The sequence below is a fragment of the Microbacterium sp. bgisy203 genome, assembly GCF_057706945.1.
Window position 1 is genome coordinate 239,435 of sequence record NZ_JBYIPF010000003.1, and the last position, 25,135, is coordinate 264,569.

General features: G+C 70.1%; 25 protein-coding genes and 1 tRNA gene. 17 read left to right on the forward strand and 9 right to left on the reverse strand.

From position 1 onward, the window contains the following. Nucleotides 1–5: 5 nt before the first annotated feature. The gene (locus tag AC3ENQ_RS07005; protein ID WP_431803032.1) at nt 6–1,616 is read right to left on the reverse strand and encodes a helix-turn-helix domain-containing protein; all 1,611 of its coding nucleotides are present in this window, start codon (nt 1,614–1,616) and stop codon (nt 6–8) included. 116 nt (nt 1,617–1,732) lie between these two features. On the opposite strand from AC3ENQ_RS07005, the gene gabT reads away from it, so the two are divergent. The 12 genes from gabT (at nt 1,733) to rplA (ending at nt 13,568) form a co-directional block, all read left to right on the forward strand. Further along, the gene (gabT, locus tag AC3ENQ_RS07010; protein ID WP_431803034.1) at nt 1,733–3,094 is read left to right on the forward strand and encodes a 4-aminobutyrate--2-oxoglutarate transaminase; all 1,362 of its coding nucleotides are present in this window, start codon (nt 1,733–1,735) and stop codon (nt 3,092–3,094) included. Between the two features lie 67 nt (nt 3,095–3,161). Continuing rightward, entirely contained in the window at nt 3,162–4,607 is a 1,446-nt protein-coding gene (locus AC3ENQ_RS07015) for a flavin monoamine oxidase family protein (protein WP_431803035.1), read from the forward strand. After that, the gene (locus AC3ENQ_RS07020) at nt 4,604–5,515 is read left to right on the forward strand and encodes a universal stress protein (RefSeq protein WP_431803037.1); all 912 of its coding nucleotides are present in this window, start codon (nt 4,604–4,606) and stop codon (nt 5,513–5,515) included. The genes AC3ENQ_RS07015 and AC3ENQ_RS07020 overlap by 4 nt, the downstream gene beginning before the upstream one ends. Beyond that, entirely contained in the window at nt 5,512–7,080 is a 1,569-nt protein-coding gene (locus AC3ENQ_RS07025) for an APC family permease (RefSeq protein WP_431803039.1), read from the forward strand. The genes AC3ENQ_RS07020 and AC3ENQ_RS07025 overlap by 4 nt, the downstream gene beginning before the upstream one ends. Nucleotides 7,081–7,139: 59 nt before the next feature. Continuing rightward, on the forward strand, nt 7,140–8,534 hold the full coding sequence (locus AC3ENQ_RS07030; protein WP_431803335.1) for an NAD-dependent succinate-semialdehyde dehydrogenase: 1,395 nt from the start codon (nt 7,140–7,142) through the stop codon (nt 8,532–8,534). Between the two features lie 43 nt (nt 8,535–8,577). Continuing rightward, entirely contained in the window at nt 8,578–9,942 is a 1,365-nt protein-coding gene (locus tag AC3ENQ_RS07035) for an NAD-dependent succinate-semialdehyde dehydrogenase (RefSeq protein WP_431803041.1), read from the forward strand. A gap of 69 nt (nt 9,943–10,011) precedes the next feature. Then, nucleotides 10,012–10,449, forward strand: a complete 438-nt coding sequence (locus AC3ENQ_RS07040; RefSeq protein ID WP_431803043.1) for a pyridoxamine 5'-phosphate oxidase family protein — start codon at nt 10,012–10,014, stop codon at nt 10,447–10,449. A 161-nt stretch (nt 10,450–10,610) separates the two neighbouring features. Beyond that, nucleotides 10,611–10,683: transfer RNA gene (locus tag AC3ENQ_RS07045), tRNA-Trp, on the forward strand. 71 nt (nt 10,684–10,754) lie between these two features. Further along, on the forward strand, nt 10,755–11,018 hold the full coding sequence (gene secE, locus AC3ENQ_RS07050; protein WP_431803045.1) for a preprotein translocase subunit SecE: 264 nt from the start codon (nt 10,755–10,757) through the stop codon (nt 11,016–11,018). Between the two features lie 57 nt (nt 11,019–11,075). Further along, entirely contained in the window at nt 11,076–12,167 is a 1,092-nt protein-coding gene (gene nusG / locus AC3ENQ_RS07055; protein WP_431803047.1) for a transcription termination/antitermination protein NusG, read from the forward strand. A gap of 266 nt (nt 12,168–12,433) precedes the next feature. Beyond that, nucleotides 12,434–12,865 (forward strand): 50S ribosomal protein L11, encoded by a 432-nt coding sequence (rplK, locus tag AC3ENQ_RS07060; protein ID WP_431803049.1) that lies wholly within the window; start codon nt 12,434–12,436, stop codon nt 12,863–12,865. A 13-nt stretch (nt 12,866–12,878) separates the two neighbouring features. Then, the gene (gene rplA, locus AC3ENQ_RS07065) at nt 12,879–13,568 is read left to right on the forward strand and encodes a 50S ribosomal protein L1 (RefSeq protein WP_431803051.1); all 690 of its coding nucleotides are present in this window, start codon (nt 12,879–12,881) and stop codon (nt 13,566–13,568) included. A 64-nt stretch (nt 13,569–13,632) separates the two neighbouring features. Here the strand turns inward: rplA and AC3ENQ_RS07070 are convergent, their stop codons facing one another. Then, nucleotides 13,633–13,908 (reverse strand): acylphosphatase, encoded by a 276-nt coding sequence (locus AC3ENQ_RS07070; protein WP_431803052.1) that lies wholly within the window; start codon nt 13,906–13,908, stop codon nt 13,633–13,635. Between the two features lie 45 nt (nt 13,909–13,953). Between AC3ENQ_RS07070 and AC3ENQ_RS07075 the strand changes: the two genes are divergently transcribed. Beyond that, nucleotides 13,954–14,295 (forward strand): iron chaperone, encoded by a 342-nt coding sequence (locus AC3ENQ_RS07075; protein WP_431803053.1) that lies wholly within the window; start codon nt 13,954–13,956, stop codon nt 14,293–14,295. Between the two features lie 30 nt (nt 14,296–14,325). On the opposite strand, the gene AC3ENQ_RS07080 is transcribed toward AC3ENQ_RS07075, so the two are convergent. After that, the gene (locus tag AC3ENQ_RS07080; protein ID WP_431803055.1) at nt 14,326–14,994 is read right to left on the reverse strand and encodes a LysE/ArgO family amino acid transporter; all 669 of its coding nucleotides are present in this window, start codon (nt 14,992–14,994) and stop codon (nt 14,326–14,328) included. A gap of 54 nt (nt 14,995–15,048) precedes the next feature. Between AC3ENQ_RS07080 and AC3ENQ_RS07085 the strand changes: the two genes are divergently transcribed. Then, nucleotides 15,049–15,948 (forward strand): LysR family transcriptional regulator ArgP, encoded by a 900-nt coding sequence (locus AC3ENQ_RS07085; RefSeq protein ID WP_431803057.1) that lies wholly within the window; start codon nt 15,049–15,051, stop codon nt 15,946–15,948. Nucleotides 15,949–15,972: 24 nt separating this feature from the next. Here AC3ENQ_RS07085 and AC3ENQ_RS07090 read toward each other — a convergent pair whose 3' ends face one another. The 5 genes from AC3ENQ_RS07090 to AC3ENQ_RS07110 form a co-directional block, all read right to left on the reverse strand. Then, nucleotides 15,973–17,004, reverse strand: a complete 1,032-nt coding sequence (locus tag AC3ENQ_RS07090) for an NADP-dependent oxidoreductase (RefSeq protein WP_431803058.1) — start codon at nt 17,002–17,004, stop codon at nt 15,973–15,975. Nucleotides 17,005–17,163: 159 nt separating this feature from the next. Further along, on the reverse strand, nt 17,164–17,625 hold the full coding sequence (locus AC3ENQ_RS07095; protein ID WP_431803060.1) for a MarR family winged helix-turn-helix transcriptional regulator: 462 nt from the start codon (nt 17,623–17,625) through the stop codon (nt 17,164–17,166). 9 nt (nt 17,626–17,634) lie between these two features. Then, the gene (locus AC3ENQ_RS07100) at nt 17,635–19,407 is read right to left on the reverse strand and encodes an MDR family MFS transporter (protein ID WP_431803062.1); all 1,773 of its coding nucleotides are present in this window, start codon (nt 19,405–19,407) and stop codon (nt 17,635–17,637) included. A 223-nt stretch (nt 19,408–19,630) separates the two neighbouring features. Beyond that, entirely contained in the window at nt 19,631–20,347 is a 717-nt protein-coding gene (locus tag AC3ENQ_RS07105) for a YqaJ viral recombinase family protein (protein ID WP_431803064.1), read from the reverse strand. Between the two features lie 27 nt (nt 20,348–20,374). After that, nucleotides 20,375–21,043 (reverse strand): hypothetical protein, encoded by a 669-nt coding sequence (locus AC3ENQ_RS07110; protein ID WP_431803066.1) that lies wholly within the window; start codon nt 21,041–21,043, stop codon nt 20,375–20,377. A 439-nt stretch (nt 21,044–21,482) separates the two neighbouring features. Here AC3ENQ_RS07110 and rplJ point away from each other — a divergent pair, with 439 nt between their 5' ends. Together rplJ and rplL are read left to right on the forward strand one after the other, a co-directional pair. Next, nucleotides 21,483–21,971 carry a 50S ribosomal protein L10 gene (gene rplJ / locus AC3ENQ_RS07115; RefSeq protein ID WP_431803068.1) on the forward strand — a complete coding sequence of 163 codons (489 nt, stop codon included), beginning with the start codon at nt 21,483–21,485 and terminating at the stop codon, nt 21,969–21,971. A 63-nt stretch (nt 21,972–22,034) separates the two neighbouring features. After that, nucleotides 22,035–22,418, forward strand: a complete 384-nt coding sequence (gene rplL / locus AC3ENQ_RS07120; protein WP_431803070.1) for a 50S ribosomal protein L7/L12 — start codon at nt 22,035–22,037, stop codon at nt 22,416–22,418. Between the two features lie 73 nt (nt 22,419–22,491). On the opposite strand, the gene AC3ENQ_RS07125 is transcribed toward rplL, so the two are convergent. Beyond that, nucleotides 22,492–23,496, reverse strand: coding sequence for a LacI family DNA-binding transcriptional regulator (locus tag AC3ENQ_RS07125; RefSeq protein WP_431803072.1), 1,005 nt, complete (start codon nt 23,494–23,496; stop codon nt 22,492–22,494). 258 nt (nt 23,497–23,754) lie between these two features. On the opposite strand from AC3ENQ_RS07125, the gene AC3ENQ_RS07130 reads away from it, so the two are divergent. Further along, entirely contained in the window at nt 23,755–25,083 is a 1,329-nt protein-coding gene (locus AC3ENQ_RS07130; RefSeq protein ID WP_431803073.1) for an ABC transporter substrate-binding protein, read from the forward strand. Nucleotides 25,084–25,135 lie beyond the last annotated feature (52 nt).

The following is a 25,135-nucleotide window of genomic DNA, read 5'->3' on the forward strand; positions in this document are numbered from 1 at the left end:
CGGCGTCACCCCGCCGCGACGAACGCGGCCCACAGCTCCGCCCGCGCGGGGAACGACGCGAGGTCGAGGCCCAGCACCTGCTGAGCGAGAGCGACCCGCGTGCGGACGGTGTGGCGATGGATGCCGAGAGCCCGCGCCGCCTCGTCGATGCGCGCGTCGTGCTCGAGCCACGTGCGCACGGTGGCGACGAGCGCGGTGCCGTGCGCCGCGTCGTGGGCGCGCAGCGGTGCCAGCCGCGCGGCCGCGAGCGCGCGTGCGGGCGCGCTGTCGAGCGCCGAGAGCACCCCTCCGGTCGCCGCGTCGGCGAACCGCACCGCGGTGCCTGTCGCGGTCGATCCCGGAGCGCCTGCCGTCGCGGAGGGTCCCGCCGCGCGGCGCCCGGCGACGACGGCCTGCTCGTGCGCCGTCGCGAACGTGGCGTAGTCGGTCGGGTCGGACACCCCCGTCGGCGCGTCGAAGAGCGCGGCGAACGCGTCGATCGCGTCCTGTGCGCCCGCCGGCACCACCAGGACGTGACCGGCAGGGCCGCGGCCGTGGAAGAGCGTGCCCCGCGCCTCGGCCGCGCGCACCTCGAGCCAGTCGGTCGCGGCATCGGTGCGCCCCGCCCCGACCTGCGCGACCGCGACGACGACGGGAGCGGTGGGGAGCGGTCCCCACACCTCGCGGCCCACGTGGCGTGCGAGGGCCGCGTCGCCGCCGAGGAGCGCCGAGACGAGCCCGGCACGCAGCGCCGCGCGGCCGCGGGCGAGCCCCATCCCCTGTTCGAGAGCCAGGCCCGTCATCGCGACGACCGAGGTGACGACGCTCCGGGCCTCGAGGTCGAGGTCGGCCCCCGCGACGGCGAGGAGGCCCCGGAGGTGCCCGCCGCGGCCGAGGGTCTGCAGCGTCACGCGGACGCCGTCGACCTCGAACTGCGATGCCGCGCGCGCCCCGCGGCGCAGGACCGCGCCCGCCTCGGCATCCAGCGCCGCGCGCAGCTGCGGGGCGAGGTCGGCGTCGCCGTGCACGAGGGCGCCGGCGGCGTCGTACAGGCCGACCGAGGCGCCCAGCTGACGCGCGAGCTCGGAGACCGTCGCGGCGAGTCCGTCCGGGCGGAGCGCGGCGAGCGAGATCGCCCGCTGCGCCGACAGCGCCCACGTCCGCCGGGCGTAGGCCTGCGCCGCGATCGCCTCGGCGTTGGCGCGCGCGAGCGCGATGAACGGCGTGCGGTACGGCACCTCGAACAGCGGCAGGCGCGCGGCGCGGCAGGCATCCACCAGCCCCGGCGGGATGCCGTCGCGCACCACCTCGGTGCCGAAGCCCAGCCCCCGCACGCCTCGCGCGTGCAGGCGCGCGACATAGCGCTCGTACGCGGCGGGGGAGTCGTCACCGCCGGCCGACGGCACGAACTGGGTGCCGGTCGTCAGGAGCAGCAGGTCGTCGGCGAGGAAGGGCGTGGGATCGGCGAGGTCGGAGGAGTGCACCCACCGCAGCGGCGTGTCGAGCGCCTCGGCGTCGAGGTCGGCCTCGTCGACGGCGAGGCTCAGCGACAGCTCGCGCCGGGCCAGGAGCGCGCGGATGGTGGGTTCGGCCTCAGGCGTGTGCGAGGGGGTGGGCGAGGCGGCGGGTGCGGGCATCGGTCTCCGGTCGGGGCGGCGTCGATGGTGGCGGGTGTACGCGACGTATCCCCGATGCCACAGAATGTACACGGTGGCGGGTGTGGGCACGCGACGTGCGCGCATACGCTCCCCGCATGAGCACTCCCTCCACCACTGTCGGCTCCGCCGTCCTCGGCGGCCCCTCGCTCCCGCAGGAGCGCCGCCTCGTCACCGCGATCCCGGGCCCGCGTTCGCAGGAGCTGCTCGAGCGCAAGGCCGCAGCCGTCGCCTCCGGCGTCGCCCACACCGTCCCGATCGAGGCCGTCGCGGCCGGCGGCGGGGTCGTCGTCGACGTCGACGGTAACTCGCTCATCGACCTCGGCTCGGGCATCGCCGTCACGAGCGTCGGCAACGCGCACCCCGGCGTCGTCGCCGCCGTACAGGATGCCGTGGCGCAGTTCACCCACACGTGCTTCATGATCTCGCCGTACGAGTCGTACGTCGCGGTCGCCGAGGCGCTCAACCGCCTGACGCCGGGAGACCACGCGAAGAAGTCGGCCCTGTTCAACTCCGGCGCCGAAGCGGTGGAGAACGCCGTCAAGATCGCCCGCAAGCACACCGGCCGCTCGGCGGTCGTCGCGTTCGACCACGCCTACCACGGCCGGACGAACCTCACCATGGCCCTCACCGCCAAGTCGATGCCCTACAAGAGCGGGTTCGGCCCCTTCGCCTCCGAGGTCTACCGCGCCCCCGACTCGTACCCGTTCCGAGACGGGCTCTCCGGCGCCGAGGCCGCCGCGAAGGCGATCTCGCTCATCGAGAAGCAGATCGGCGCCGACAACCTCGCGGCCGTCATCATCGAGCCGATCCAGGGCGAGGGCGGATTCATCGTCCCCGCCGACGGGTTCCTGCCCGCGGTCGTCGACTGGTGCCGCGCGAACGGCGTCGTCTTCATCGCCGACGAGGTGCAGACCGGCTTCGCGCGTACCGGCGCGATGTTCGCGAGCGAGCTGTTCGGCATCGTCCCCGACCTCATCACGACCGCGAAGGGCATCGCGGGCGGCATGCCGCTCGCCGCCGTCACGGGCCGCGCCGAGATCATGGACGCGACCCACGGCGGAGGGCTCGGGGGCACCTACGGCGGCAACCCCGTCGCGTGCGCCGCGGCGCTCGCCGCGATCGACGCCTTCGAGAACGAGGGTCTTGTCGGTCGCGCCTCCGAGATCGGCGCCGCGCTCCGCGCCCGGCTCGAGACCCTGCAGGCATCCGACCCCCGCATCGGCGACGTCCGCGGCCATGGTGCGATGATCGCCGCCGAGTTCGTCGACCCGGTCACGAAGGCCCCCGACGCCGCGCTCACGGCGGCCGTCGCGAAGGCCGCGATCGCCGAAGGCGTCATCGTCCTCACCTGCGGCACGTACGGCAACGTCATCCGCTTCCTGCCGCCGCTGAGCATGCCCGACCACTTGCTGCAGGAAGGTCTCGACGTCGTCGCGGCCGCCCTCGCTGCCGCCTGAGCCGCTACCGCACCCGCCGGACCCTGCGGCAGAGAACCCATCCGAGCACCCGACCACCAGGAGTGACATGACCGAGATCACACGAGACGTCGTCATCATCGGAGCGGGGGCCGCCGGCCTCACCGCCGCCAATGAGCTGAAGAAGGCAGGCCTCTCGGTCGCCGTCGTCGAGGCGCGCGACCGCGTCGGCGGGCGCCTGTGGACCGACACGATCGACGGCGCGATGCTCGAGATCGGGGGCCAGTGGATCTCGCCCGACCAGCATGCGCTGATCGAGACGGTCGACGAGCTCGGTCTCGACACGTTCAGCCGCTACCGCGAGGGCGACAGCGTGTACGTCGGCCCCGACGGGGTAGCGCACCGCTTCACGGGGGAGATGTTCCCTGTCGCCCCCGAGACCGAAGCGGCCATCGCGGAGATCACCGAACGCCTCGACGCGATGGTGGCCGAGATCGACCCCGACGAGCCGTGGGCGCACCCGCAGGCCGCCGAGTGGGACCGCATCTCGTGGGAGGCGTGGCTGCGCACGCAGACCGACGACGACGAGGCGGTGCGGAACCTCGCGTTCGCGACGGGGTCGGCGATGCTCACGAAGCCCATCCACACCTTCTCGCTGCTGCAGTCGCTGCTGATGGCGGCATCCGCCGGCAGCTACTCGAACCTGGTCGACGCCGACTTCATCCTCGACAAGCGCGTCGTCGGCGGCCTCCAGCAGGTGCCGCTGCTGCTGGCCGAGCGCCTCGGCGAGGACGTCTTCCTCAGCCAGGCGGCGCGCACGGTCGAATGGTCGGATGCCGGGGTCACGGTGACGACCACGCCGACGACCGGCGTCACGGGCACCACCGTCCCGGGAGCTGCGACCGGCGGCCTCACGGTGCGCGCGCGCCAGGTCGTCCTCGCGCTCGCGCCGATCCTCTACGACCGCATCTCCTTCGTGCCTGCGCTCCCGCGCCGCCAGCACCAGCTGCACCAGCACCTCTCGATGGGCTTCGTCATCAAGGTGCACGCCGTCTACGACCGCCCGTTCTGGCGCGAGCAGGGCCTGTCGGGCACCGCGTTCAGCCCGTACGAGCTCTCGCACGAGGCGTACGACAACTCGAATCACGGCGATGAGCGCGGCACCCTCGTCGGGTTCGTCTCCGACCAGAACGCCGACGACCTCTTCACCCTCTCCGCCGACGAGCGCCGCGAGCGCATCCTCGAATCGCTCTCGCACTACTACGGCCCCGAGGCGAAGAACCCCGTCGTCTACTTCGAGAGCGACTGGGGGAGCGAGGAATGGACGCGGGGGGCCTACGCGGCATCCTTCGACATGGGCGGACTCCACCGCTACGGCGCCGACCTGCGGTCCGCCGTTGGCCCGATCCGCTTCGCGTGCAGCGACATGGCCGGCGCCGGCTACCAGCACGTCGACGGCGCGATCCGCATGGGGCGCCTCGTCGCCGGGAAGATCCGCGAGACCCTGCAGCACGCCGATGTCGACGCGGCGACCCACGAAGGCGTCTCGGCATGAGCCGGCACATCGTCGTCGGGTACACCGCGACCAAGCAGGGGCGTGACGCCGTCGCGTTCGCGGCGCGCCTCGCCCAGGCGATCGGCGCCGTGCTCGACGTCACGATCATCCTCCCGGCCGCCGACCGCAGCGTCATCACGCCGCCGAGCGGCTCGTACGACCGCTACCTGCACGACCAGGCGCAGAAGTGGATCGCCGCCGCGATCGACAAGGTCCCGACCGATGTCGTCGCGCACGCGCAGATCCGCCCGGCGGAGTCGTTCGCGGAGGGGCTGATCGAGATCGCCGATGAGCTGGATGCCGTGTGCATCGTCGTCGGGCCCGCCGACAGCGCTCCCCGCGGCCGCCACAGCCTCGGGTCGACGACCACCGAGCTCCTGCACTCGTCCGACGTCCCCGTGGCCGTCGTGCCGCGCGGCGCGCGGAAGGTCGCGGCCTCGACGGGCATCACGCGCATCACGGTCGCGATCGGCACGCGCCCCGGCGCCGACGCCCTCGTCGAGGCGACCGCCGCCCTCGCGCAGGCGGCGGACGTGCCCGTGCGCCTTCTCTCGCTTCTTCCCGTTGACCTCCCCGCGACGGCCGACACCGCCGCGATCCGGACGGCCGGCTCGACCGAGGCCGAGCACGTGCTCGCCGAGGCCCAGGCGGAGCTTCCCGACGGCATCCGCATCGACGTGACCGTCGCCGAAGGCGACTCGATCGAAGACGCCGTGTCGCACCTCGACTGGGAGGGCGGCGAGATCGCGATGGTCGGCTCCAGCCGCCTCGCCCAGCCCAAGCGCCTCTTCCTCGGCTCCACCGCAGCGAAGATGCTCAAGGAGATCACCGTCCCGGTGATCGTCGTCCCCCGCACCACCTCCGAACCCATCACGAGCTCCACCGACCCCGAGGAGACCGAGCGATGAGCGCACCCGAAGCCGCCTCGCCCGCCGAAACCCGCAGCGAGAACTCCGGAGGCCTCTCCAACAAGGGGCTCTCCGCCGGGACGATCGGCCTCATCGGCGCCGTCGTCATCGGCATCTCCTGCATCGCGCCGGCGTACACCTTCACCGCGGCCGTCGGCCCCACGGCATCCGTCGTCGGCGCGCAGATCCCCGCGATCATCCTCGTCGGCTTCATCCCGATGCTGCTCGTCGCCTTCGGCTACCGGGAGCTGAACAACCGCATGCCGGATGCCGGCACGTCCTTCACCTGGGCCAGCCGCGCCTTCGGGCCGTGGGTCGGGTGGATGGCGGGATGGGGCCTCGTCGTCGCGACGATCCTCGTGCTCTCGAACCTCGCCGGCGTCGCCGTCGACTTCCTGTTCCTGCTGATCGCCCAGATCACCGGCAACGAGGCCATCGCCGACCTGTCGAGCAACGTCGCGATCAACGTCCTCGTGTGCCTCGCGTTCATGCTGGTGGCGACGATCATCTCCTACCGCGACATGCAGACGACGCAGAAGCTGCAGTACTTCCTCGTCACCTTCCAGGTGCTCGTCCTCGTCTTCTTCGCCGTTGCGGCGATCGTCGAGGCGGTCTCGGGCGACGGGTTCGACTATCAGCCGTTCGACCTCGCGTGGTTCAACCCGTTCGCCGTGACGTCGTTCTCCGCCTTCGCGGCGGGTCTGTCGCTGTCGATCTTCATCTTCTGGGGGTGGGATGTCACCCTCACGATGAACGAGGAGACGAAGGACCCCGAGAAGACGCCGGGCCGCGCGGCGACCCTCACGGTCGTCACGATCGTGACCCTGTACCTCCTCCTCGCCGTCGCGATGATCATGTACGCCGGCGTCGGCACGGGAGAGCTGGGCCTCGGCAACGAGGACATCCAGGAGAACGTCTTCTTCCACCTGTCGGGTCCGATCCTCGGGCCGCTCGCCTTCCTCGTGTCGCTCGCGGTGCTGACGTCGTCGGCATCCTCCCTGCAGTCCACCTTCGTCGGGCCCGCCCGTACGCTCCTCGCGATGGGGCACTACGGGGCGCTTCCGGCGAACTTCGCGAAGGTCAGCCCGCGCTTCTTCACGCCCGGCTACGCGACGATCGTCTCGGCGGTCGTGGCCTCGGCGTTCTACGTCGTCATGCGCATCGTCAGCGAGAACACCCTGTGGGACACGATCCTCACCCTCGGCATGATGATCTGCTTCTACTACGGCATCACGGCGTTCGCGTGCGTGTGGTACTTCCGTCACCAGTGGTTCGACTCGGTGCGGAACGTCTTCTTCACGTTCCTCTTCCCGCTCGTGGGCGGCGTGATCCTGGCGATCCTGTTCTTCACGACGCTCATCGACTCGATGGACCCGGCCTACGGATCGGGCGCGAACGTCGGCGGCGTCGGGATCGTGTTCATCCTCGGCATGCTCATCATCGTGGGCGGCATCGCGATCATGATCTGGCAGTCGGTGAAGCGCCCCGCCTTCTTCAAGGGTGAGACGCTGGGTATGGACGCTCCCGCGAGCACGCGGCGGCGCAAGATGGAGGCGACACGGTGATCAGCGAAGACGCACTGCTCGAGAAAGTCCCCACGGGCCTGTACATCGCGGGGGAGTGGATGCCGGGAGGTGCCGGCACCTTCCCGGTGTACGACCCCGCGACCGGTGACGTGCTGGTCGAGATCGCCGACGCGACCCCCGAAGACGGGATCCGTGCGCTGGATGCGGCCGTCGCCGCACAGGCCGAGTGGGCGGCGACGCCGCCGCGCAAGCGCAGCGACATCCTCCGCCGGGCATTCGACCTGCTGCAGGAGCGCGCCGACGAGTTCGCCCTGCTCATGACCCTCGAGATGGGAAAGCCCCTCGCCGAGGCGCGCGGCGAGGTGACCTACGGGGGCGAGTTCCTCCGCTGGTTCAGCGAGGAGGCGGTGCGCATCGCGGGCCGCTACGGCTCGAACCCCGAGGGCACCGGCCGCATGCTCATCAGCCAGCTGCCCGTCGGCCCGTGCTTCTTCATCACGCCGTGGAACTTCCCGCTCGCGATGGCGACGCGAAAGATCGCCCCGGCGCTCGCCGCCGGGTGCACGGTGGTCGTCAAGCCCGCCGAGCTCACGCCGCTCACGACGCTCGCGTTCGTGCAGCTGCTGGAGGATGCCGGGCTCCCCGCCGGTGTCGTCAACGTCATCACGACGACGCACTCGCAGTCGGTGTCGGCGCCGATCATCGCCGACCCGCGGCTGCGGAAGCTCTCGTTCACCGGCTCGACGCCGGTCGGCAAGAAGCTCATCGCCCAGGCGGCCGAAGGGGTCCTCCGCGTCTCGATGGAACTCGGTGGCAACGCCCCGTTCGTCGTCTTCGACGACGCCGATCTCGACAAGGCGGTCGACGGCGCGATGGCCGCGAAGTTCCGGAACATCGGGCAGGCGTGCACGGCCGCGAACCGCTTCATCGTGCACGAGGCGGTCGCGGAGGACTTCGCGGCGCGCATCGCCGAGCGGGTGAAGTCGATGAAGGTCGGCCGCGGCACCGAGGACGGCGTCCAGATCGGTCCGCTCATCGACGAGAAGGCCGTGTCGAACACGACGGCCCTCGTCGACGACGCCGTCGAGCGCGGCGCGAGCGTCCTCGCGGGCGGCGCGGCGATCGAGGGCCCCGGCACGTTCTTCGAACCGACGGTGATCTCGGGTGTCGCCCCGGGTAGCGACATCCTCAGCCAGGAGATCTTCGCCCCCGTCCTCGCGATCGCGACCTTCGCCGACGAGGACGAGGCGGTCCGCCTCGCGAACGACACCGAGTACGGCCTGGTCTCCTACGTCTTCACCGAGGGCCTCGAGCGGGGCCTCCGCATGGTCGAGCGGCTCGAGACCGGGATGATGGGCCTCAACGTCGGCGTCGTCTCGAACGCGGCGGCACCCTTCGGCGGCGTCAAGCAGTCGGGCGTCGGGCGCGAGGGCGGCCTCGAAGGCATCCACGAGTACCTGTCCACGAAGTACACGCTGATCCCGGCATCCTGATCCCGGCATCCTGAGCACGAGAGCGACGACAAGGAGCACGCACATGGACTACGCAGTCGTGAACCCGGCCACCGGCGAGACCCTCGCCACGTACCCCACGGCGACGGATGCCGAGGTCGAGACGGCGATCGCGGGCGCCGACGCGGCGTTCCGCTCGTGGGGTCGCACGTCGACGCCCGCCGAGCGGGCGACCCTCCTCCGGAAGGTCGCGGGGCTGCACCGCGAGCGCCGCGACGAGCTCGCCGCGATCATCGTGCGCGAGATGGGCAAGCCCCTCGCCGCCGCCGAGGGCGAGGTCGACTTCGCCGCCGACATCACGGAGTTCTACGCCGACCACATCGACGAGATCACCCGCGACCTCCCCATCGACATCCTGGGGGAGGGGACGGCCGTCATCCGCCGCTCGCCGCTGGGCGTGCTCCTCGGGATCATGCCGTGGAACTTCCCGTACTACCAGGTCGCGCGCTTCGCGGCGCCGAACCTCGCGCTCGGCAACACGATCCTCCTCAAGCACGCCCCGCAGTGCCCCGAGTCGGCCGCCGCGATCGCGACGATTTACCACGACGCCGGCTTCCCCGACGGGGCCTACACCGACGTCCGCCTGACGAACGATCAGGCGGCGACCGTCATCGCCGACCCGCGCGTGCAGGGCGTCTCGGTGACCGGCTCCGAGCGCGCGGGCGCGGCGGTCGCCGAGATCGCCGGCCGCAACCTCAAGAAGGTCGCGCTCGAGCTCGGTGGCTCCGACCCCTTCATCCTGCTGTCGACCGACGACCTCGACGCCACCGTGCAGGCCGCCGTCGAGGCGCGCCTCGACAACAACGGCCAGTCGTGCAACGCCGCCAAGCGTTTCATCGTCGCCGACGACCTCTACGACGCCTTCGTCGAGAAGTTCAGCGCCGCGATGGCCGACGCGACCGTGGGCGACCCGTTCGCGGAAGACACGGTCCTCGGTCCGCTGTCGTCGCTGACGGCGGCGGAGCGTCTCGCCGAGCAGGTCGACCGCGCCGTCGCGCAGGGCGCCACGGTCGTCACGGGCGGCGTCCGCGACGAGGCCTATTACCCGGGCACGGTGCTCACGGGCGTGACGCCCGAGATGGATGCCTTCCGCGAGGAGTTCTTCGGACCCGTCGGCGTCGTCTACCGCGCCCGCTCGGAGGACGAGGCGGTCGAGATCGCCAACGGCACCCCGTTCGGTCTCGGTTCGTATGTCTTCACGACCGACGAGGCACAGGCCGAGCGCATCGCCGACAAGATCGAGGCCGGGATGGTCTACGTCAACCTCGTGCTCGCCGACTCGCCCGAGCTTCCCTTCGGCGGCGTCAAGCGCAGCGGCACGGGGCGTGAGATGGGCCTGCTGGCCGCCGACGAGTTCGTCAACAAGAAGCTCATCCGCACGGGGCCCTGACCCTGCAGCGTCGATACTCCCGGCAACCGCGCCTACCGCCGCCGCTCTCGGCGGAGCAAGATGGGGGGCATGGACAATGCGCCCGACCCCATCACCCGCCTCACCGACCGTGAATGCTGGGACCGCCTGTCCGAGCAGGAGCTCGGGCGGCTCGTCACGCACGTCGGCGACGTCCTCGACATCTTCCCGGTGAACTACGTCGTCGACAATGGGACGCTCCTGTTCCGCACGGCGGAGGGCAGCAAGCTCACCGAGCTGACGATCAACGACGAGGTGCTCTTCGAGGTCGACGAGCATACCGACACGGATGCCTGGAGCGTCGTCGTCCGCGGCACCGCGCGCCGGCTCCTGACCGCCGACGAAGTCTCCGAGGCCGACGCCCTGCCGCTGAAGCCCTGGATCCCCACGGTGAAGTACAACTATGTCCGCATCGTCCCGACGTCGGTGTCTGGCCGGGACTTCGAGCGGGGCGAGGAGCCCGACCGGTACGGCATCCAGCAGTACTGACGGTGACCCGGTGGCAGAGCAGGTGCGCGTTCGCGCCCCTGACGGCCATGACGTACACTGGTCAGTGCAGTCGAAATCTGCATTCTTTCGCCGTGCCCGCACAGTGGTGCGCTGCGGTGGAGGGGCGGATTTCCCCCTGTGATCCCGGGCCTCCGAGATCTAGGGCGGTAGCTCAATTGGCAGAGCAGCGGTCTCCAAAACCGCAGGTTGCAGGTTCGATTCCTGTCCGCCCTGCGCGCGTCAGCACACGCTGGCACGGAAGCAAGTCCGAGCAATTCGCACGAGCAAGTCACATGGGTGGGTACATGGTCCAGGAAGAGGCGCACGGCGACGTCGTCGCAGCAGGCGGCGCGTCGCGGGAGAAGCAGCTGAACTTCTTCCAGCGGATCGCACTCTTCATGCGTCAGGTGTTCGCTGAACTCCGCAAGGTCGTCACCCCGACCCGGCAGGAGCTCATCAAGTACACCGGCGTGGTCCTGGGCTTCGTGATCGTGATGATGGCGATCGTGTACGGCCTCGACTGGGTTTCGACCCTGATCGTGGATGTCGTCTTCGGCATCCCGAGCTGAGCGACGGAATCCGAGCGGCCACACGCCTGGCCCCACTCCTGAGGGAAGAGAACACACGTGTCTGAAAAGTATGTCGACGACGCCGACTGGGCGACCGCCGCGGAGCAGTCCAGCGAGGACGACGAAGCCCAGGAGGGCAACGTCCTCGCCGAAGAGGAGTACGCCTCCTCCGCCGCCGAGACCGTCGCGATCCACGTCGTGGACGAAGACGGCGACGACGAGGATCTCGACGACATCGACATCGACGACCCGGAGGCAGACGCCATCGTGAACGACGCACTCGAGATCGACCAGGCCGCCGAGGCGGAAGCCGCCGCGGAGGTTCTCAACGACTCGCTCGCCGAGGAGGCCGCCGAGCAGGCCGCCGCCGCGGCCGATGACGTCACCCCGTACGACGGCCCCGACGTGAACGGCGAGCCCGACGCGCCCGTCCTCGACCCCGAGGCGGTCGCCGAGGTCTCGGCCGTCTCCGACGCCATCGACGAGGTCGAGGCGGACGTCGACGCCGACATCGAGGCCGATGAGACCCCCGAAGACCCCTACGAGGCGTTCCGCGCCGAACTGCGGTCGCTCCCCGGCAAGTGGTACGTCATCCACTCGTACGCCGGCTTCGAGCGCAAGGTGAAGGCCAACATCGAGCAGCGCAAGAACACGCTCGAGGTCGAAGAGGACATCTACCAGGTCGAGGTCCCGATGGAGGACGTCGTCGAGATCAAGAACGGCCAGCGCAAGATGGTCACGCGCGTCCGGATCCCCGGCTACGTGCTCGTGCGCATGGAGCTCAACGAGGACACCTGGTCGGTCGTCCGCCACACCCCCGGCGTCACGGGATTCGTCGGCAACGCCCACAACCCGACGCCGCTGCGCTTCGAAGAGGCCTTCAACATGCTGAAGTCCCTCGTGCAGGTCGCCGAGGTCGCCCCCGCGAAGGGCGCCGCCAAGGGCTCGTCGACGCAGGCGCGCTCGGTCATCACCGAGGTCGACTTCGAGGTCGGCGAGACGATCACCATCAAGGAGGGGTCGTTCGCGGGCCTTCCCGGCACGATCAGCGAGATCGACGCGCAGCGCGGCAAGCTCACCGTCCTCGTCTCGCTCTTCGAGCGCGAGACCCCCGTCGAGCTCTCGTTCGACCAGGTCACCAAGCAGTAAGGCATCCCCGCGCCGACGCACGCACATCGCCGGCGTAGGAGATCTCACCGAGACAGGACGTTCCCCGCGGGGAGCGTCCTGTTCTCGTGAGATCTCCTGTCTCCCTGATGGGAGCAAGAGACGGCTGGATGCCGGAATCCAGCCGATCGGGTAGAATTAAGAGGTTGCGCACGCGTTGCGCGGCATCCACCACCACCTCCAGGGTTCGCCTGGTGCGTGGAAGCGCGCCCCGGCATCCGCCGCGGCGCTCGACAGAAGGAAGAAGAATGGCACCGAAGAAGAAGGTGACCGGCCTGATCAAGCTTCAGATCAACGCCGGTGCCGCCAACCCGGCGCCGCCGATCGGCCCCGCGCTCGGTCAGCATGGCGTCAACATCATGGAGTTCTGCAAGGCGTACAACGCCGCGACCGAGTCGCAGCGCGGCAACGTCATCCCCGTGGAGATCACCGTCTACGAGGACCGCAGCTTCACGTTCATCCTGAAGACCCCGCCCGCGGCGGAGCTCATCAAGAAGGCTGCCGGCGTTCCCAAGGGCGCCGCCAACCCGCTGACCACCAAGGTCGGCAAGCTCTCCAAGGATCAGGTCCGCCAGATCGCCGAGACGAAGATGCCCGACCTGAACGCGAACGACATCGAGGCCGCCTCGCTGATCATCGCCGGCACCGCCCGCTCCATGGGCATCACGGTCGAGGACTGAGGGGGGAACGACAATGGCTAAGTCCAAGGTTTACGAAGCAGCCGCGGCGAAGATCGACCGCGACAAGTTCTACACGTCCACCGAGGCCGTCGGTCTCGCCAAGGAGACCGGGTCGAAGAACACCGACTCCACCGTCGAGGTCGCCCTGAAGCTCGCGGTCGACCCGCGCAAGGCCGACCAGATGGTCCGCGGCACGGTCATCCTGCCCCACGGCACGGGTAAGACCGCGCGCGTCATCGTCTTCGCGACGGGCCCGGCCGCCGAGGCCGCCATCGCCGCGGGCGCCGACGAGGTCGGCGGCGCCGAGCTCATCGAGAAGGTCGCCGGCGGCTGGACCGCGTTCGACGCGGCCGTCTCGACGCCCGAGCTCATGGGCCAGGTCGGTCGCCTCGGTAAGGTCCTCGGTCCCCGTGGCCTCATGCCGAACCCCAAGACCGGCACCGTGACCCCCAACCCGGCCAAGGCCGTCGAGGAGATCAAGGGCGGCAAGATCGAGTTCCGCGTCGACAAGCACGCCAACGTGCACTTCGTCGTCGGCAAGGCCTCGTTCACGGCCGAGCAGCTGGACGAGAACTTCAAGGCCGCGCTCGAAGAGATCGTGCGCCTCAAGCCCTCCAGCGCGAAGGGCCGCTACATCCAGAAGGGCGCCGTGTCGACCACGTTCGGCCCCGGCATCCCGCTGGACGTCAACACCCTCGCCTGATCACCCGGTGGTCACGAAAGGGGCTCCACCTTCGGGTGGGGCCCCTTTCTCGTCCGCGCGGCGTTCACCCGTCGCGGCGGACCTCGAAGCGGTTCCCGCCCGACACCGGCAGGTCGCGGACGTCGACGGCATCCACGCTCCCCGCGGGCGGGCCGACGGATGCCCAGGACAGCACGTCGGCGACAGCGGCGTCCTCGCCTTCGATCTCCGCCTCGACGCGGCCGTCACGGAGGTTCCGCACCCAGCCGCTCACCCCGGCTCGCTCGGCCGCCTGCTGCATGGTGTAGCGGAAGCCGACGCCTTGGACCTCTCCGCTCACGAGTACGTGCACGCGTCTCATTCCCCCATCTTGTCCCGATGGCCGTCGAACGGGAAGGATGCCGCTATGGGAACCATCGACGACTATCTCGCGACGCTCGAGCCGGGGGATGCCGCGATCATCGCCCATACCTACGACATCGCCCGTCAGGTCGCCCCCGATGCGGAGCAGGGGCTCGGCTACGGCATGCCGGCGCTCGTCTACCGCGGGTCGCCGTTGCTGTCGGTCATGCGGGCGAAGAAGCACTTCGGCATCTATCCGTTCAGTCCCGCCGCGATCAACGAGATCGCGCCGCTGCTGGACGGCGTCGATCATGCGAAGGGCACGATCCGCTTCACCGAGCCGCTTCCCGACGACACCGTCCGTGCGCTCGTGCAGGCGCGGAAGACGCAGATCGAGGGTAGCTGATCGTGCAGGGTCGGCCGCGTCAGCGCCCCCTCAGTGCGGGAGGACGAGACTCACGGCGATCGCCAGCATGACGACGGCGATGACGCCGTCGAGGATGCGCCACGCGCGCGGCGTCGAGAGCCAGCGCCCCAGGTAGCGTGCTCCGAGCGCGAGCGAGAAGAACCACACGACGGATGCCGTCATCGCCCCCACCGCGAACCACCACCGGTCCTCCCCGTGCGTGTTCGCGACCGAACCGAGCAGGAACACCGTGTCGAGATAGACGTGCGGGTTCAGCCACGTCAGCGCGAGACAGGTGGCGAGCGCCGGCGCGAGGCGTGCGGCGGTCGCGGTCGCACGCGGCGCCCCGGTCGCAACGACGGCAGGAGCGCTCGCGCCGGCGCCGCCCGCCTCATCGACCGCGAGCGCGACGCCGCTCGGCCGCAGCGCCCGTCGTGCCGCGAGAGCCGCGTATCCCAGCAGGAAGGCGGCGCCGGCCCACCGCACGGCGTCGATCAGCCAGGGTGCGGCCTGGAGGATCGCGCCGAGCCCCGAGACGCCGACCGCGATCAGCACGGCATCCGACAGCGCGCACACTGCGGCGACGGCGAGCGCGTGCTCGCGGCGGATGCCCTGCCGCAGCACGAACAGGTTCTGCGCGCCGATCGCCACGATGAGCGAGAGACCGAGCCCGAGACCGGCGACGAGGGAGGGGAGCACTCTTCGACGGTAGGCGGGCGCACTGATACAGTCCAGTTCAGGATTCTTACGTCCATGAAGGTGAGCTTCATCATGCGGATTCCCGCCCTCGGCGCGGCGACGCTCGCAGCCGTGCTCGACGCGGGGAGCATGGAGGCTGCCGCAGCGACCCTCCACATCACTCCCTCGGCGGTCAGTCAACGCATCCGCGCGCTCGAGGACGAGGTCGGTCGGGTGCTGCTCGTCCGCGCGAAGCCGCTGCGAGCGACCCCCGCCGCGCACGCGATCGTGCGGTTCGCGCGCCAGGTCGCGCTTCTCGAGTCCGACGCCGCCGCCGAGATGGGCGACGCGTCCGCGCGCGTGAGCGTCGCGCTCGCGGTGAACGCCGACTCTCTCGCGACCTGGTTCCTCTCACCGCTTGCGCGCCTGAGCGCACGGTATCCCGTCGTGTTCGACCTGCACCGCGACGATCAGGACTTCACTGCCGGCATGCTCGAAGACGGCACCGTGACCGGGGCCGTCACCTCGCGCGCCGAGCCCGTCGGCGGCTGCCGTGCCGAGCCGCTCGGGGTGCTGCGCTACGAGGCGGTCGCGACCCCCGCCTTCGTGGCGACCTGGCTGCCGGAGGGACCGACGACCGAGGCCCTCGCCGCCGCGCCGCTCATCGACTTCGACCGACGCGACGACCTCCAGTCGCGATGGCTGGCCGCGCGCGGCGTCGACCCCGCCGCGCCGCCCCGGCACCGAGTGCCCGCGTCTCACGATTTCGCGACCGCGACGGCGCTCGGGCTCGGCTGGGCGCTCCTGCCGCGTCTGCAGTCGGCCGAGGCGCTCGCGGCGGGCGCGCTCGTTCCGCTGGGCGGAGCGCCGATCGACGTCCCGCTCCACTGGCAGCAGTGGAACCTCCGCTCGGCGTTGCTGGATGCCGTCGCCCGCGAGGTCGTCGCGGAAGGGCGGCGGGTGCTCGCGGTCTGACCTGCGAACGAGGGAGAGGGGAACTCAGAGCTCGGTGACGGCGAGCACGATCTTGCCGCGCGTGTGGCCCTTCTCCAGCTCGGCGTGCGCTGCGGCCGCCTCGGCGAGGGGGAAGACGTGGTCGACGTACACCTGGATGGCACCGGATTCGAGCAGCCGGCCGACCGTCGCGAGCACCCCGCCGTCGGGGGCCACCTTGTACGACGTCGCGCGTACGCCGGCGTCGGCCGCGGCGTCGGCATAGCCCGACCATGAACCCGTCGGAACGAGGATGTACAGCCCGCCCGGTCGGAGCACCCGCAACGAGCGGGTGCCGGTGTCGTCGTAGACGTTGCCGACCAGGTCGATCACGACGTCTACCTCACCGGCGACCTCGTCGAAGCGCATCGTGGTGTGATCGATGACGACGGATGCCCCGAGCTCGCGCAACCAGCCGAGATTGCCCCCGGATCCTGTCGCGGTCACGTGGGCACCGAAGTAGGCGGCGAGCTGGACGGCGAAGTGGCCCACGCCGCCCGAGCCCGCGTGGATGAGGATGCGCTGCCCCTCGTGGGCGTGAGCAGTCTCGACGACGAGCCCCCACGCGGTGAGGGCGGCCAGCGGCACGCCCGCCGCCTCGACGTGCGACAGTGAGGCGGGTTTGCGTGCGACCGACAGCGTCGGGACAACCGTGTACTCGGAGTAGGTCCCGCACGACCGGGGGAAGGGGACCATGCCGAACACCTCGGTGCCGACCGGCAGAGGGTGCGCCTCGTACGGGGTCTGTACGACCACCCCGCTGAAGTCGAAGCCGAGTGTCGAAGGGTATTCATCGATCGATCCGCTGACGCCGCCGCCCGCGCGCGTCTTCGCGTCGATCGGATTCACCCCCGCCGCGGCCACCCGCACGAGCAGCTCGCTCAGCACCGGCGCGGGCGTGGGGATCGTCGTCGCGCGCAGCACGTCGGGCACGCCCGGGGCATCCATGACGATCGCGCGCATCTCCTCGGGGATTTCGGGAGCCTCGTCCTGGACGGCGCCCTGCGTGGACGATGCCCGCAACGGTCGGAATCTCATGGTCGTGTCCTTCCGCCCGTGTCCACGTCGCCGCCGAGTGTCGGTGATGACCCCATCCAACCCCGGGATTGTCACGATTGCGTTACGCCGGTGCTACCGCACCGAGAAGGCCGGTGCTCGAGGACTGACAAGCGGGCGGCGGCGCGGCGGCGGAGGGCGTCAGAGGTGCGGAAGGACGCCGGCCGTCAGGGCGTGCAGGAGCCGCGTGAGGGTGTCGATGTCCTCGAGCGGCCACTCTTCGAGGGCGCCGACGAGTGTGTCCTCCTGCGGACGGCGGGCCGCCTCCAGACGCTCCAGGCCGTAGGGCGTGGCGGACAGGATGCTCGCCCGTCCGTCCTCGGGGTCGGGCTCGCGCTGGATCAGACCCAACTGCTCGAGCTCGCGGACCGACCGGCTGAGCTGCCCCTTGTCGACGACGAGGAGGTCGGCGAGCGCCGACTGCGAGATCCGCTCCCGGCGCGCGATCGTCGTGAAGATCTTGTAGGCGCCGGGGAGCATTCCGGGGCTCACCCGCTGCGCGTTCTCCATGAGGATGCCGCGCATGCGGTTGATCAACTCGCCGAACTCCGCCTCCAGAGCCCGCACGGCGGCGGTGCGGGCTCTGAGTTCGTCCTCCGTCACGGCAGGAGCCTAACGGGAGGGGCGGTCGCCGCCGCGGCCGGCGCGGGTGTCGTCGCGGTCGGCGGCGGTGTCGGCATCCGCACCGCTGTCGGTGGACACCGACGGGACCGCGCCCGTCGCGCCGAGGGTCGCCATCGCCTCGGGAACCGAGACGGTCGCAACGTCTGCTTCGCTCGCCTCGAGGCGCTCGGTCGTCGTCATCGTGGTGAGCGGCTTGTTCGGCAGGAACACGATCGCCACGAGCGACAGCACCGCGAACGGGACGCCGATGAGGAACGCGTGTGAGATGCCGGTGCCGTAGATGCTCTCGAAGACGGTGCGCAGCGCCTCGGGCATGGCCGAGACCTTCGGCAGCGAGCCGGACTGGAGCTGCTCGGCCCAGTATTGCGCCTTGTCGCCGAGGCTCATGATCGCGGCCTGGATGTCCTCCTTGCGCTCGCCGACGAGCTGGGTGACCTTCGCGGCGAGGGCCGCGCCCATCACCGAGACGCCGACCGTGCCGCCGAGGCTCCGGAAGAACGTGACGCCCGAGCTCGCGACGCCGATCTCTTCGGGTCGGGTGGTGTTCTGGACCACCAGGACGAGGTTCTGCATCGTCATGCCGACGCCCGCGCCGAGCAGGAACATGTAGACCGAGACGAGGAAGAAGTTCGTGTCGTAATGGATCGTCGACAGCAGGTACGAACCGGCGACGAGGAGCACCGATCCGACGATGAGGTAGGGCTTCCACGTGCCGAACTTGGTCACGAGTGCGCCGACGCCGATCGAGGAGATCAGCAGACCGCCGATCATCGGGATCGTCATGAGGCCCGCCTCGGTGGGCGTCGCGCCGCGGGCGAGCTGCATGTACTGGCTGAGGAACACCGACGCGCCGAACATCGCGATGCCGGTCGCGATCGAGGCGATCACCGAGAGCGTGAAGGTGCGGTTGCGGAACAGCGAGAGCGGGATGAGCGGCTCGGCCGAGCGCAGCTCCACGATGACGAACAGGATCGCGCAGACGAGCGCGCCGCCGACCATGAGGACGCTCGTGAGGCTCCACCAGTCGTTGTTGTTCGCGAGGTCTTCCCAGGCGCCGGTCGTGGTGGTGCCGGCGTTGGTCACCCAGATGAGCAGAAGGCTCACGGCGACCGAGAGGAGGACGATCCCGGCGATGTCGATCGTGGTCTTCTTCCTCGGCCGCGCGGGCACGTGCAGGGTGGTCTGCACCAGGATCAGCGCCACGACGGCGACAGGGAGCGCGACGAAGAAGTTCCAGCGCCAGCCCCAGGCATCCGTGATGACACCGCCCAGCAGCGGCCCGCCGATCGTGGCGAGGGCCATGACGCCGCCGAACAGGCCCATGTACCGGCCGCGCTCGCGCGGCGAGATGATGTCGGCCATCAGCACCTGGCTGAGGGCGGCGAGACCGCCGGCGCCGATGCCCTGCACGGCGCGGCAGGCGATGAGCATCTCGGGGCTCTGGGAGAAGCCCGCGGCGGCGGTCGCGACGACGAAGATCACGATCGCGAGCTGGTAGAGCACCTTGCGGTTCGTGAGGTCGGCGAGCTTGCCCCAGATCGGAGTCGAGATCGCGGTCGTGAGCAGGGTCGCGGTGACGACCCACGTGAAGGCGGCCTGGTCGCCGTCGAGGTCGTGGATGATCACCGGAAGCGAGGTGGAGACGACGGTCGAGGCGAGCATCGACACGAACATGCCGAGGAGGAGCCCGGAGAGGGCCTCGAGCACCTGACGGTGCGACATGCGCGGCGGCGCGGCCGCATCGGTGGAAGTGGCGGACATACGTGTTCCTTCGAATCCTGGAGAGGGGTGGCGCAGAGCGCGGGTGGCACGCGACGATGGATGCCTGAAGGTTGAGCTGAGTCAACCGTTGAGAGACGTCAACTATATGACCGTCGTTGACCCACGTCAACCATCCCGCGTCGAGGCGCCGGGTGTTACGCGAGAGCCCCGGTCGCCCCGCGAGCGCAGCGAGTCGAAACGCCCCGCGCTTCCTCGTTCGAGATCAGTCCGACAGCGCGAGCGCCCGATACGGCTCGCGCGGCCTCATCGTCGGGCGGGTCTGCGGCATCCCCTCGCCCGGCTGCGCCTGCGCCGCCTGTCCTGTGCGCCGCAGGGTCGTCCGCCGGTAGAGCTCGTCGATCAGCTCGGTCGCGAGACGGACGAGCTGGGCGATCTCTCGCTCGTCGCGGTCGACCCACGCGCACCGCGGCTCGTCGCCGACGGGGACGAACCCGTCGTGCTCCTCCCAGACGACGAGCGTCCGCTCCGCACCCAGCACGTGCTGCTGCCACCAGACCTGGCGGAGGTAGGTGCGCGGGATCGAGCGCCACGTCTTGTTGGTCGTCTTGATCTCCGCGAGAGTGACGCGGCCGTCGGCATCCACCGTGATGCCGTCGGGGGTCGCGAGATGCCGCTTCTCGACGACCGCGTGGAACAGCGCGGAGGAGGGGTGGATGCCGTGGGTCGCGGCGACCCAGGCGGCGATCTCGGGCTCGCGGCGCCGGCCGTGGTCGGTGTAGGCATTCCCTGAGAACCCGCTGCCGCCGCCGAGCTTCGCGTCCGCCGCGCGGGCGATGGCCGTGTGGCTCGTGAGCTGGGCGACGTCGGTCGCGGTGATCCCGCGGGAGCGGGCGCGCATCCAGCCGACGCGGTCGCGCGAATCGGCGACGATGCGGGAGGCGAGATCCGGGGCGATGCGTGCGATGGCCTCCGGAGTCATGTCTTCGAGGCTAACCCCGAGATCGGGTCAGCGACGATTGCGGCGCGCGAAGGTCCACGGATCGCGCGCGGTGTGCCCGTTCTGGATTCGCTGGACGCCGCCGAACTGGCCCACGCAGACGGCCGTGAACAGCACGCCCCACGCGAGCCACAAGACGACCTCCCACGCGGGGGCGCCCGTCGCGATCGCACGGACGGCCCCGACGAGCGTGAAGATCGCGGCGAGTCCCGCGAGGACCGAGCTGATGAGTCTCAACAGCAGGTCGGACGAGAAGCCGAGGAATCGCACCGCGAACCAGTCTCCGCGACGCGGCGCGCGCCGGCCCAGCCGGTAAGGCAGGGCGGCCCAGTAACCCGCCGCGCGCGAGAGGCGCCGGCCTGACCGGTGCAGGGCCACGAGCAGCCAGACGGAGGGGATGCCGATGGCGAGGGCGACCGCGACGAAGATCGCACCGAACACCAGGTCTCCGGCGTCGTCGCCCGACCCCACGAGAGAGAGCGGGAAGGCGGCGAGGAGTGTCGCGAGTGCGGCTCCTGCTGTGCCGAGAAGGCCCAGGGCCCAGCGCGAGACGCGCCCGTAGTCGCCGCGGGTGCTTGCGGCGGCGGCATCGGCGTCGACCGGGCGGGCCTGCGCCCCGGCGTCCGTCTCGGCGGCCACGACGTCGGGCAGCGTCTCGGCGAGGATCATCTGGAACACCGAGGCTCATCCTACTCGTCGGTCGCGAACGGCACGATCCAGCGTAGGCCCCCGGCATCCCCGCCCCGCTCGCGAATCACCACCCCTTTCGCGAATCACCGCCGAACTCGCGCGTATCGGGCGGTGACTCGCGAATCCGGAGGTGATTCGCGAGCCTGAAGGGCGAGGGAGGGGCGCGATTTGGGGGAGGGGCGGGGACGGCGTAGACTGCAGGTAGCCAAAGACCGCTGGTCTCGGTGGATGCCGCAAGGTGAACACCGACGAAGCTCTGCATCGCAGGGGCCTGCGCAGGTGTCACAGGATTCCCGGGAAACCGTATCGAAGCTCCGTGCGCTTGCGCCGGAGCTTTTTCGCGTATGCGGGGTGTGTCTCGCAAGAGAGCGGACGGAGGCGGCGCCCCGCCATCGTGGGGCGTCACGTACACATCCAAGGAGTGACCATGGCGCAGAAGGACGCATCGGTTGCCGAGCTCACGAAGAACTTCGAGGACTCGAACGCCGTTCTGCTGACCGAGTACCGCGGTCTGACGGTCGCCCAGCTCAAGGAGCTGCGCAACAGCATCCGTCAGGACGCCTCGTACGCCGTGGTGAAGAACACGCTGACCAAGATCGCCGCGAACAACGTGGGGATCACTGCTCTGGACGAGGACCTCAAGGGTCCCTCGGCCGTCGCTTTCGTGCACGGTGACTTCGTCGCCACTGCCAAGGCTCTGCGTGACTTCGCCAAGGCCAACCCGCTTCTGGTGATCAAGGGCGGCATCTTCGAGGGCAACGCCCTCACGGCCGACGAGGTCAACAAGTACGCCTCGCTCGAGAGCCGCGAGGTTCTGCTGGCGAAGGCTGCGGGCATGATGAAGGCGACGATGGGCAAGGCCGCGGCCACCATCGACGCGCTTCGCGAAAAGCTGGAGACCGCCGAAGCCGCGTGAGCGGGGGCGTCTTCTTTCCACACACCACACGGGCAGATCGCCCATTCCATTAGGAGAAACATCATGGCAAAGCTCACCACTGAGGAGCTGCTGGACCAGTTCGCGGGCCTGACCCTCGTCGAGCTGAACGACTTCGTGAAGGCGTTCGAGGAGAAGTTCGAGGTCACCGCCGCCGCTCCCGTCGCCGTGGCCGGTGCCGCCGGTGGCGCGGGCGCCGCTGAGGCCGAGGAGGAGAAGGACTCGTTCGACGTCATCCTCGAGGCTGCCGGCGACAAGAAGATCCAGGTCATCAAGGTCGTCCGCGAGCTCACCTCGCTCGGCCTCGGCGAGGCCAAGGCCGTCGTCGACGGTGCCCCCAAGGCCGTCCTCGAGGGCGCCAACAAGGAGACCGCCGAGAAGGCCAAGGCTTCCCTCGAAGAGGCCGGCGCGACCGTCACCCTCAAGTAATTCCACGCTCCACGCGTACCGCGAAGGCCCCGGGCAACCGGGGCCTTCGTCGTTCCTCGACGAGCTGTGCGCGTCACTCCGCCGGCGCCGCGGTGGAGTTCCGCACGATCAGGCGGGAGGGGATGCGCAGCGTCGTCCGCTCGCGGAGCGGGTCGGCGATCTCACCGAGGAGCACGTCGACCGCCGCGGCACCCTGGTCGCGCGGCACCTGCTGCAGCGTCGTCAGCGCGAACATGTCGGCGAACTCGTGGTCGTCGATGCCCACGACGCTGAGCATGGACGGCACTTGGATGCCGAGGCGCCGCGCGGCGATGATCGCCCCGATCGCCACTTCGTCGCAGACGCCGACGAGCGCCGTCGGGCGGCTGCGCGCATCGCCGAGCAGGTCGGCGGCGGCCGCGTAGCCGCCGGGCATCGTGACCTCCGAGGCGATGTGCCGCACGTGCGCCGACAGCCCCGCCTCGCGCATCGCGTGCCGATAGCCCGCGAGCCGCTCCTGGTCGACGTGGGCCCAGTGCGCTCCCGTCGCCCCGCCGATGAAGGCGATGTCGCGGTGCCCCAGGCCGATGAGGTGCTCGGTGGCGCGCCGCGCGGCGTAGTCGTCGTCGACGGCGACGACGCTCGTCTGCTCGCCCGACCCGACGATGCTGACGATCGGCCGGCCGATGCGGGTGAGGTGCTCGAGCTCGTGGTCGACGGGTTCGAGCCCCACGGCGATCAGTCCGTCGAACCTGCCGCGGGCGAGGAAGTCGTCGAAGATGCGCGCGCGTCCGTCGGTCCCCGGCTTCGCGTCGTACAGGGTGAGGTCGAGTCCGGCGGTGAGGAGTGAACGCTGGATGCCTTCGAGCACCTCGGCGAAGAACCACCGGTTGACGTAGGGCATGACGACGCCGATGTTGCGGGTGCGGCCCGTGGCGAGGCTCACGGCGTTGGTCGAGGGGACATAGCCGAGCTCGGCGGCGGCGGCCCGCACCCGGTCGCGCGTCGCCTCGGAGACGTACCCGGCGCCGGACAGGGCGCGACTGGCGGTCGCCTTGGACACCCCGGCGCGCGCGGCCACCTCCGCGATCCCCCGCATGGCAACTCTCCTTCGAGTCTGAGAGAACGAGTCTGCGAGAACCTTACCGATCCGAGCCGTTCAATGGAACCGGTTGCGTATCCGTGGGTGCGCTCCCACGCGGCATCCACGGCCGTTATCGGCTCGTGACATGCCGCATATTGCGCTTCGCGGCCAGCGACAATAGCGTGGTATGGAATCGGTTCCCTACGGGGAACCCTGTGCATCACGATCACCTGAGCATCAGGATCATCCGAGCACTCAACGAGGAGGAATCACATGGGGATGTCACGGCGGCGCTGGATGGCGCCTCTCGCACTGGCCGGTGTCGCGACGCTGGCCCTCGCAGGCTGCGCCGAAGGCGGCGGCGGATCGGGCGGAGAGAGCGGTGACGCGGGCGGTACGGTCCGCATCTCGGGCGGCATCACGGGCTCCGAGGCCGACGCGCTGCAGAAGGTCTTCGACGACTGGAGCGCCGACAGCGGCATCAAGGTCACCTATTCGGGAGACAAGAGCTTCGAGGGCAACATCGTGACCAAGGTCACCGGCGGCGACGCTCCCGACATCGCGATCGTCCCGCAGCCGGGTCTGCTGAAGACGCTCGTCGACACGGGCGACGTGAAGGCGGCGCCCGAGGCGGTCGAGAAGAACGTGGATGCCAACTGGTCGCCCGACTGGAAGAAGTACGGCACCTTCGACGACACGTTCTACGCGGCGCCGATGCTCGCGAACATCAAGGGCTATGTCTGGTACTCGCCGGCGAAGTTCAAGGAGTGGGGCCTCGAGGTTCCGAAGACCTGGGACGAGCTGCTCGCGATGACCAAGACCATCCAGGAGACGACCGGCTCGGCGCCCTGGTGCGCCGGCTTCGAGTCGGGCGACGCGTCGGGCTGGCCCGGCACCGACTGGATCGAGGACCTCGTCCTCCGGCAGTCCGGCGCCGACGTCTACGACCAGTGGGTCGACGGGGACGTCAAGTTCACCGACAAGCCGATCGCTGATGCGTTCACGGCGGTGGGCGAGATCCTGCTGAACCCGGACTACGTCAACGCCGGCTTCGGTGACGTCAAGAGCATCAACGACACCGCCTTCGGCGACGTCGCGGCGAAGGTCGCCGACGGGTCGTGCGCCCTGACGCACCAGGCGTCGTTCCTCACGGCGAACTTCCTGACGGTGCAGACCGCCGACGGCAAGACGCCCGAGGTCGGCCCCGACGGTGACGTCTACGCGTTCGTCCTCCCGGGCTATGAAGAGGGCTCGGCGACGATCGAGGTCGGCGGCGAGTTCGTCGCGGGCTTCTCCGACAACGAGGCCACGCAGAAGGTCCTCGAGTTCATGTCGAGCCCCGAGTTCGCCGACGCCCGCGTCAGCGAGGGCGGCGCGATCTCGGCCAACCTGAACGCCGACCCGTCGAAGGCATCCAGCCCGTTCCTCACCGAGGCGATGGAGCTGCTGCAGGACCCGAACACCACGGTCCGCTTCGACGCGTCCGACCTCATGCCCGCCACGGTCGGGTCGGGCTCGTTCTGGAAGGGCATGGTCGACTGGATCGACGGCAAGGACCAGGCCACGGTCCTCGAAGACATCCAGGCCGGCTACAACAACTGATCACGCCTGCGGGCGGGATGCCGGTGCGCCCGGCATCCCGCCCGCAGTACGC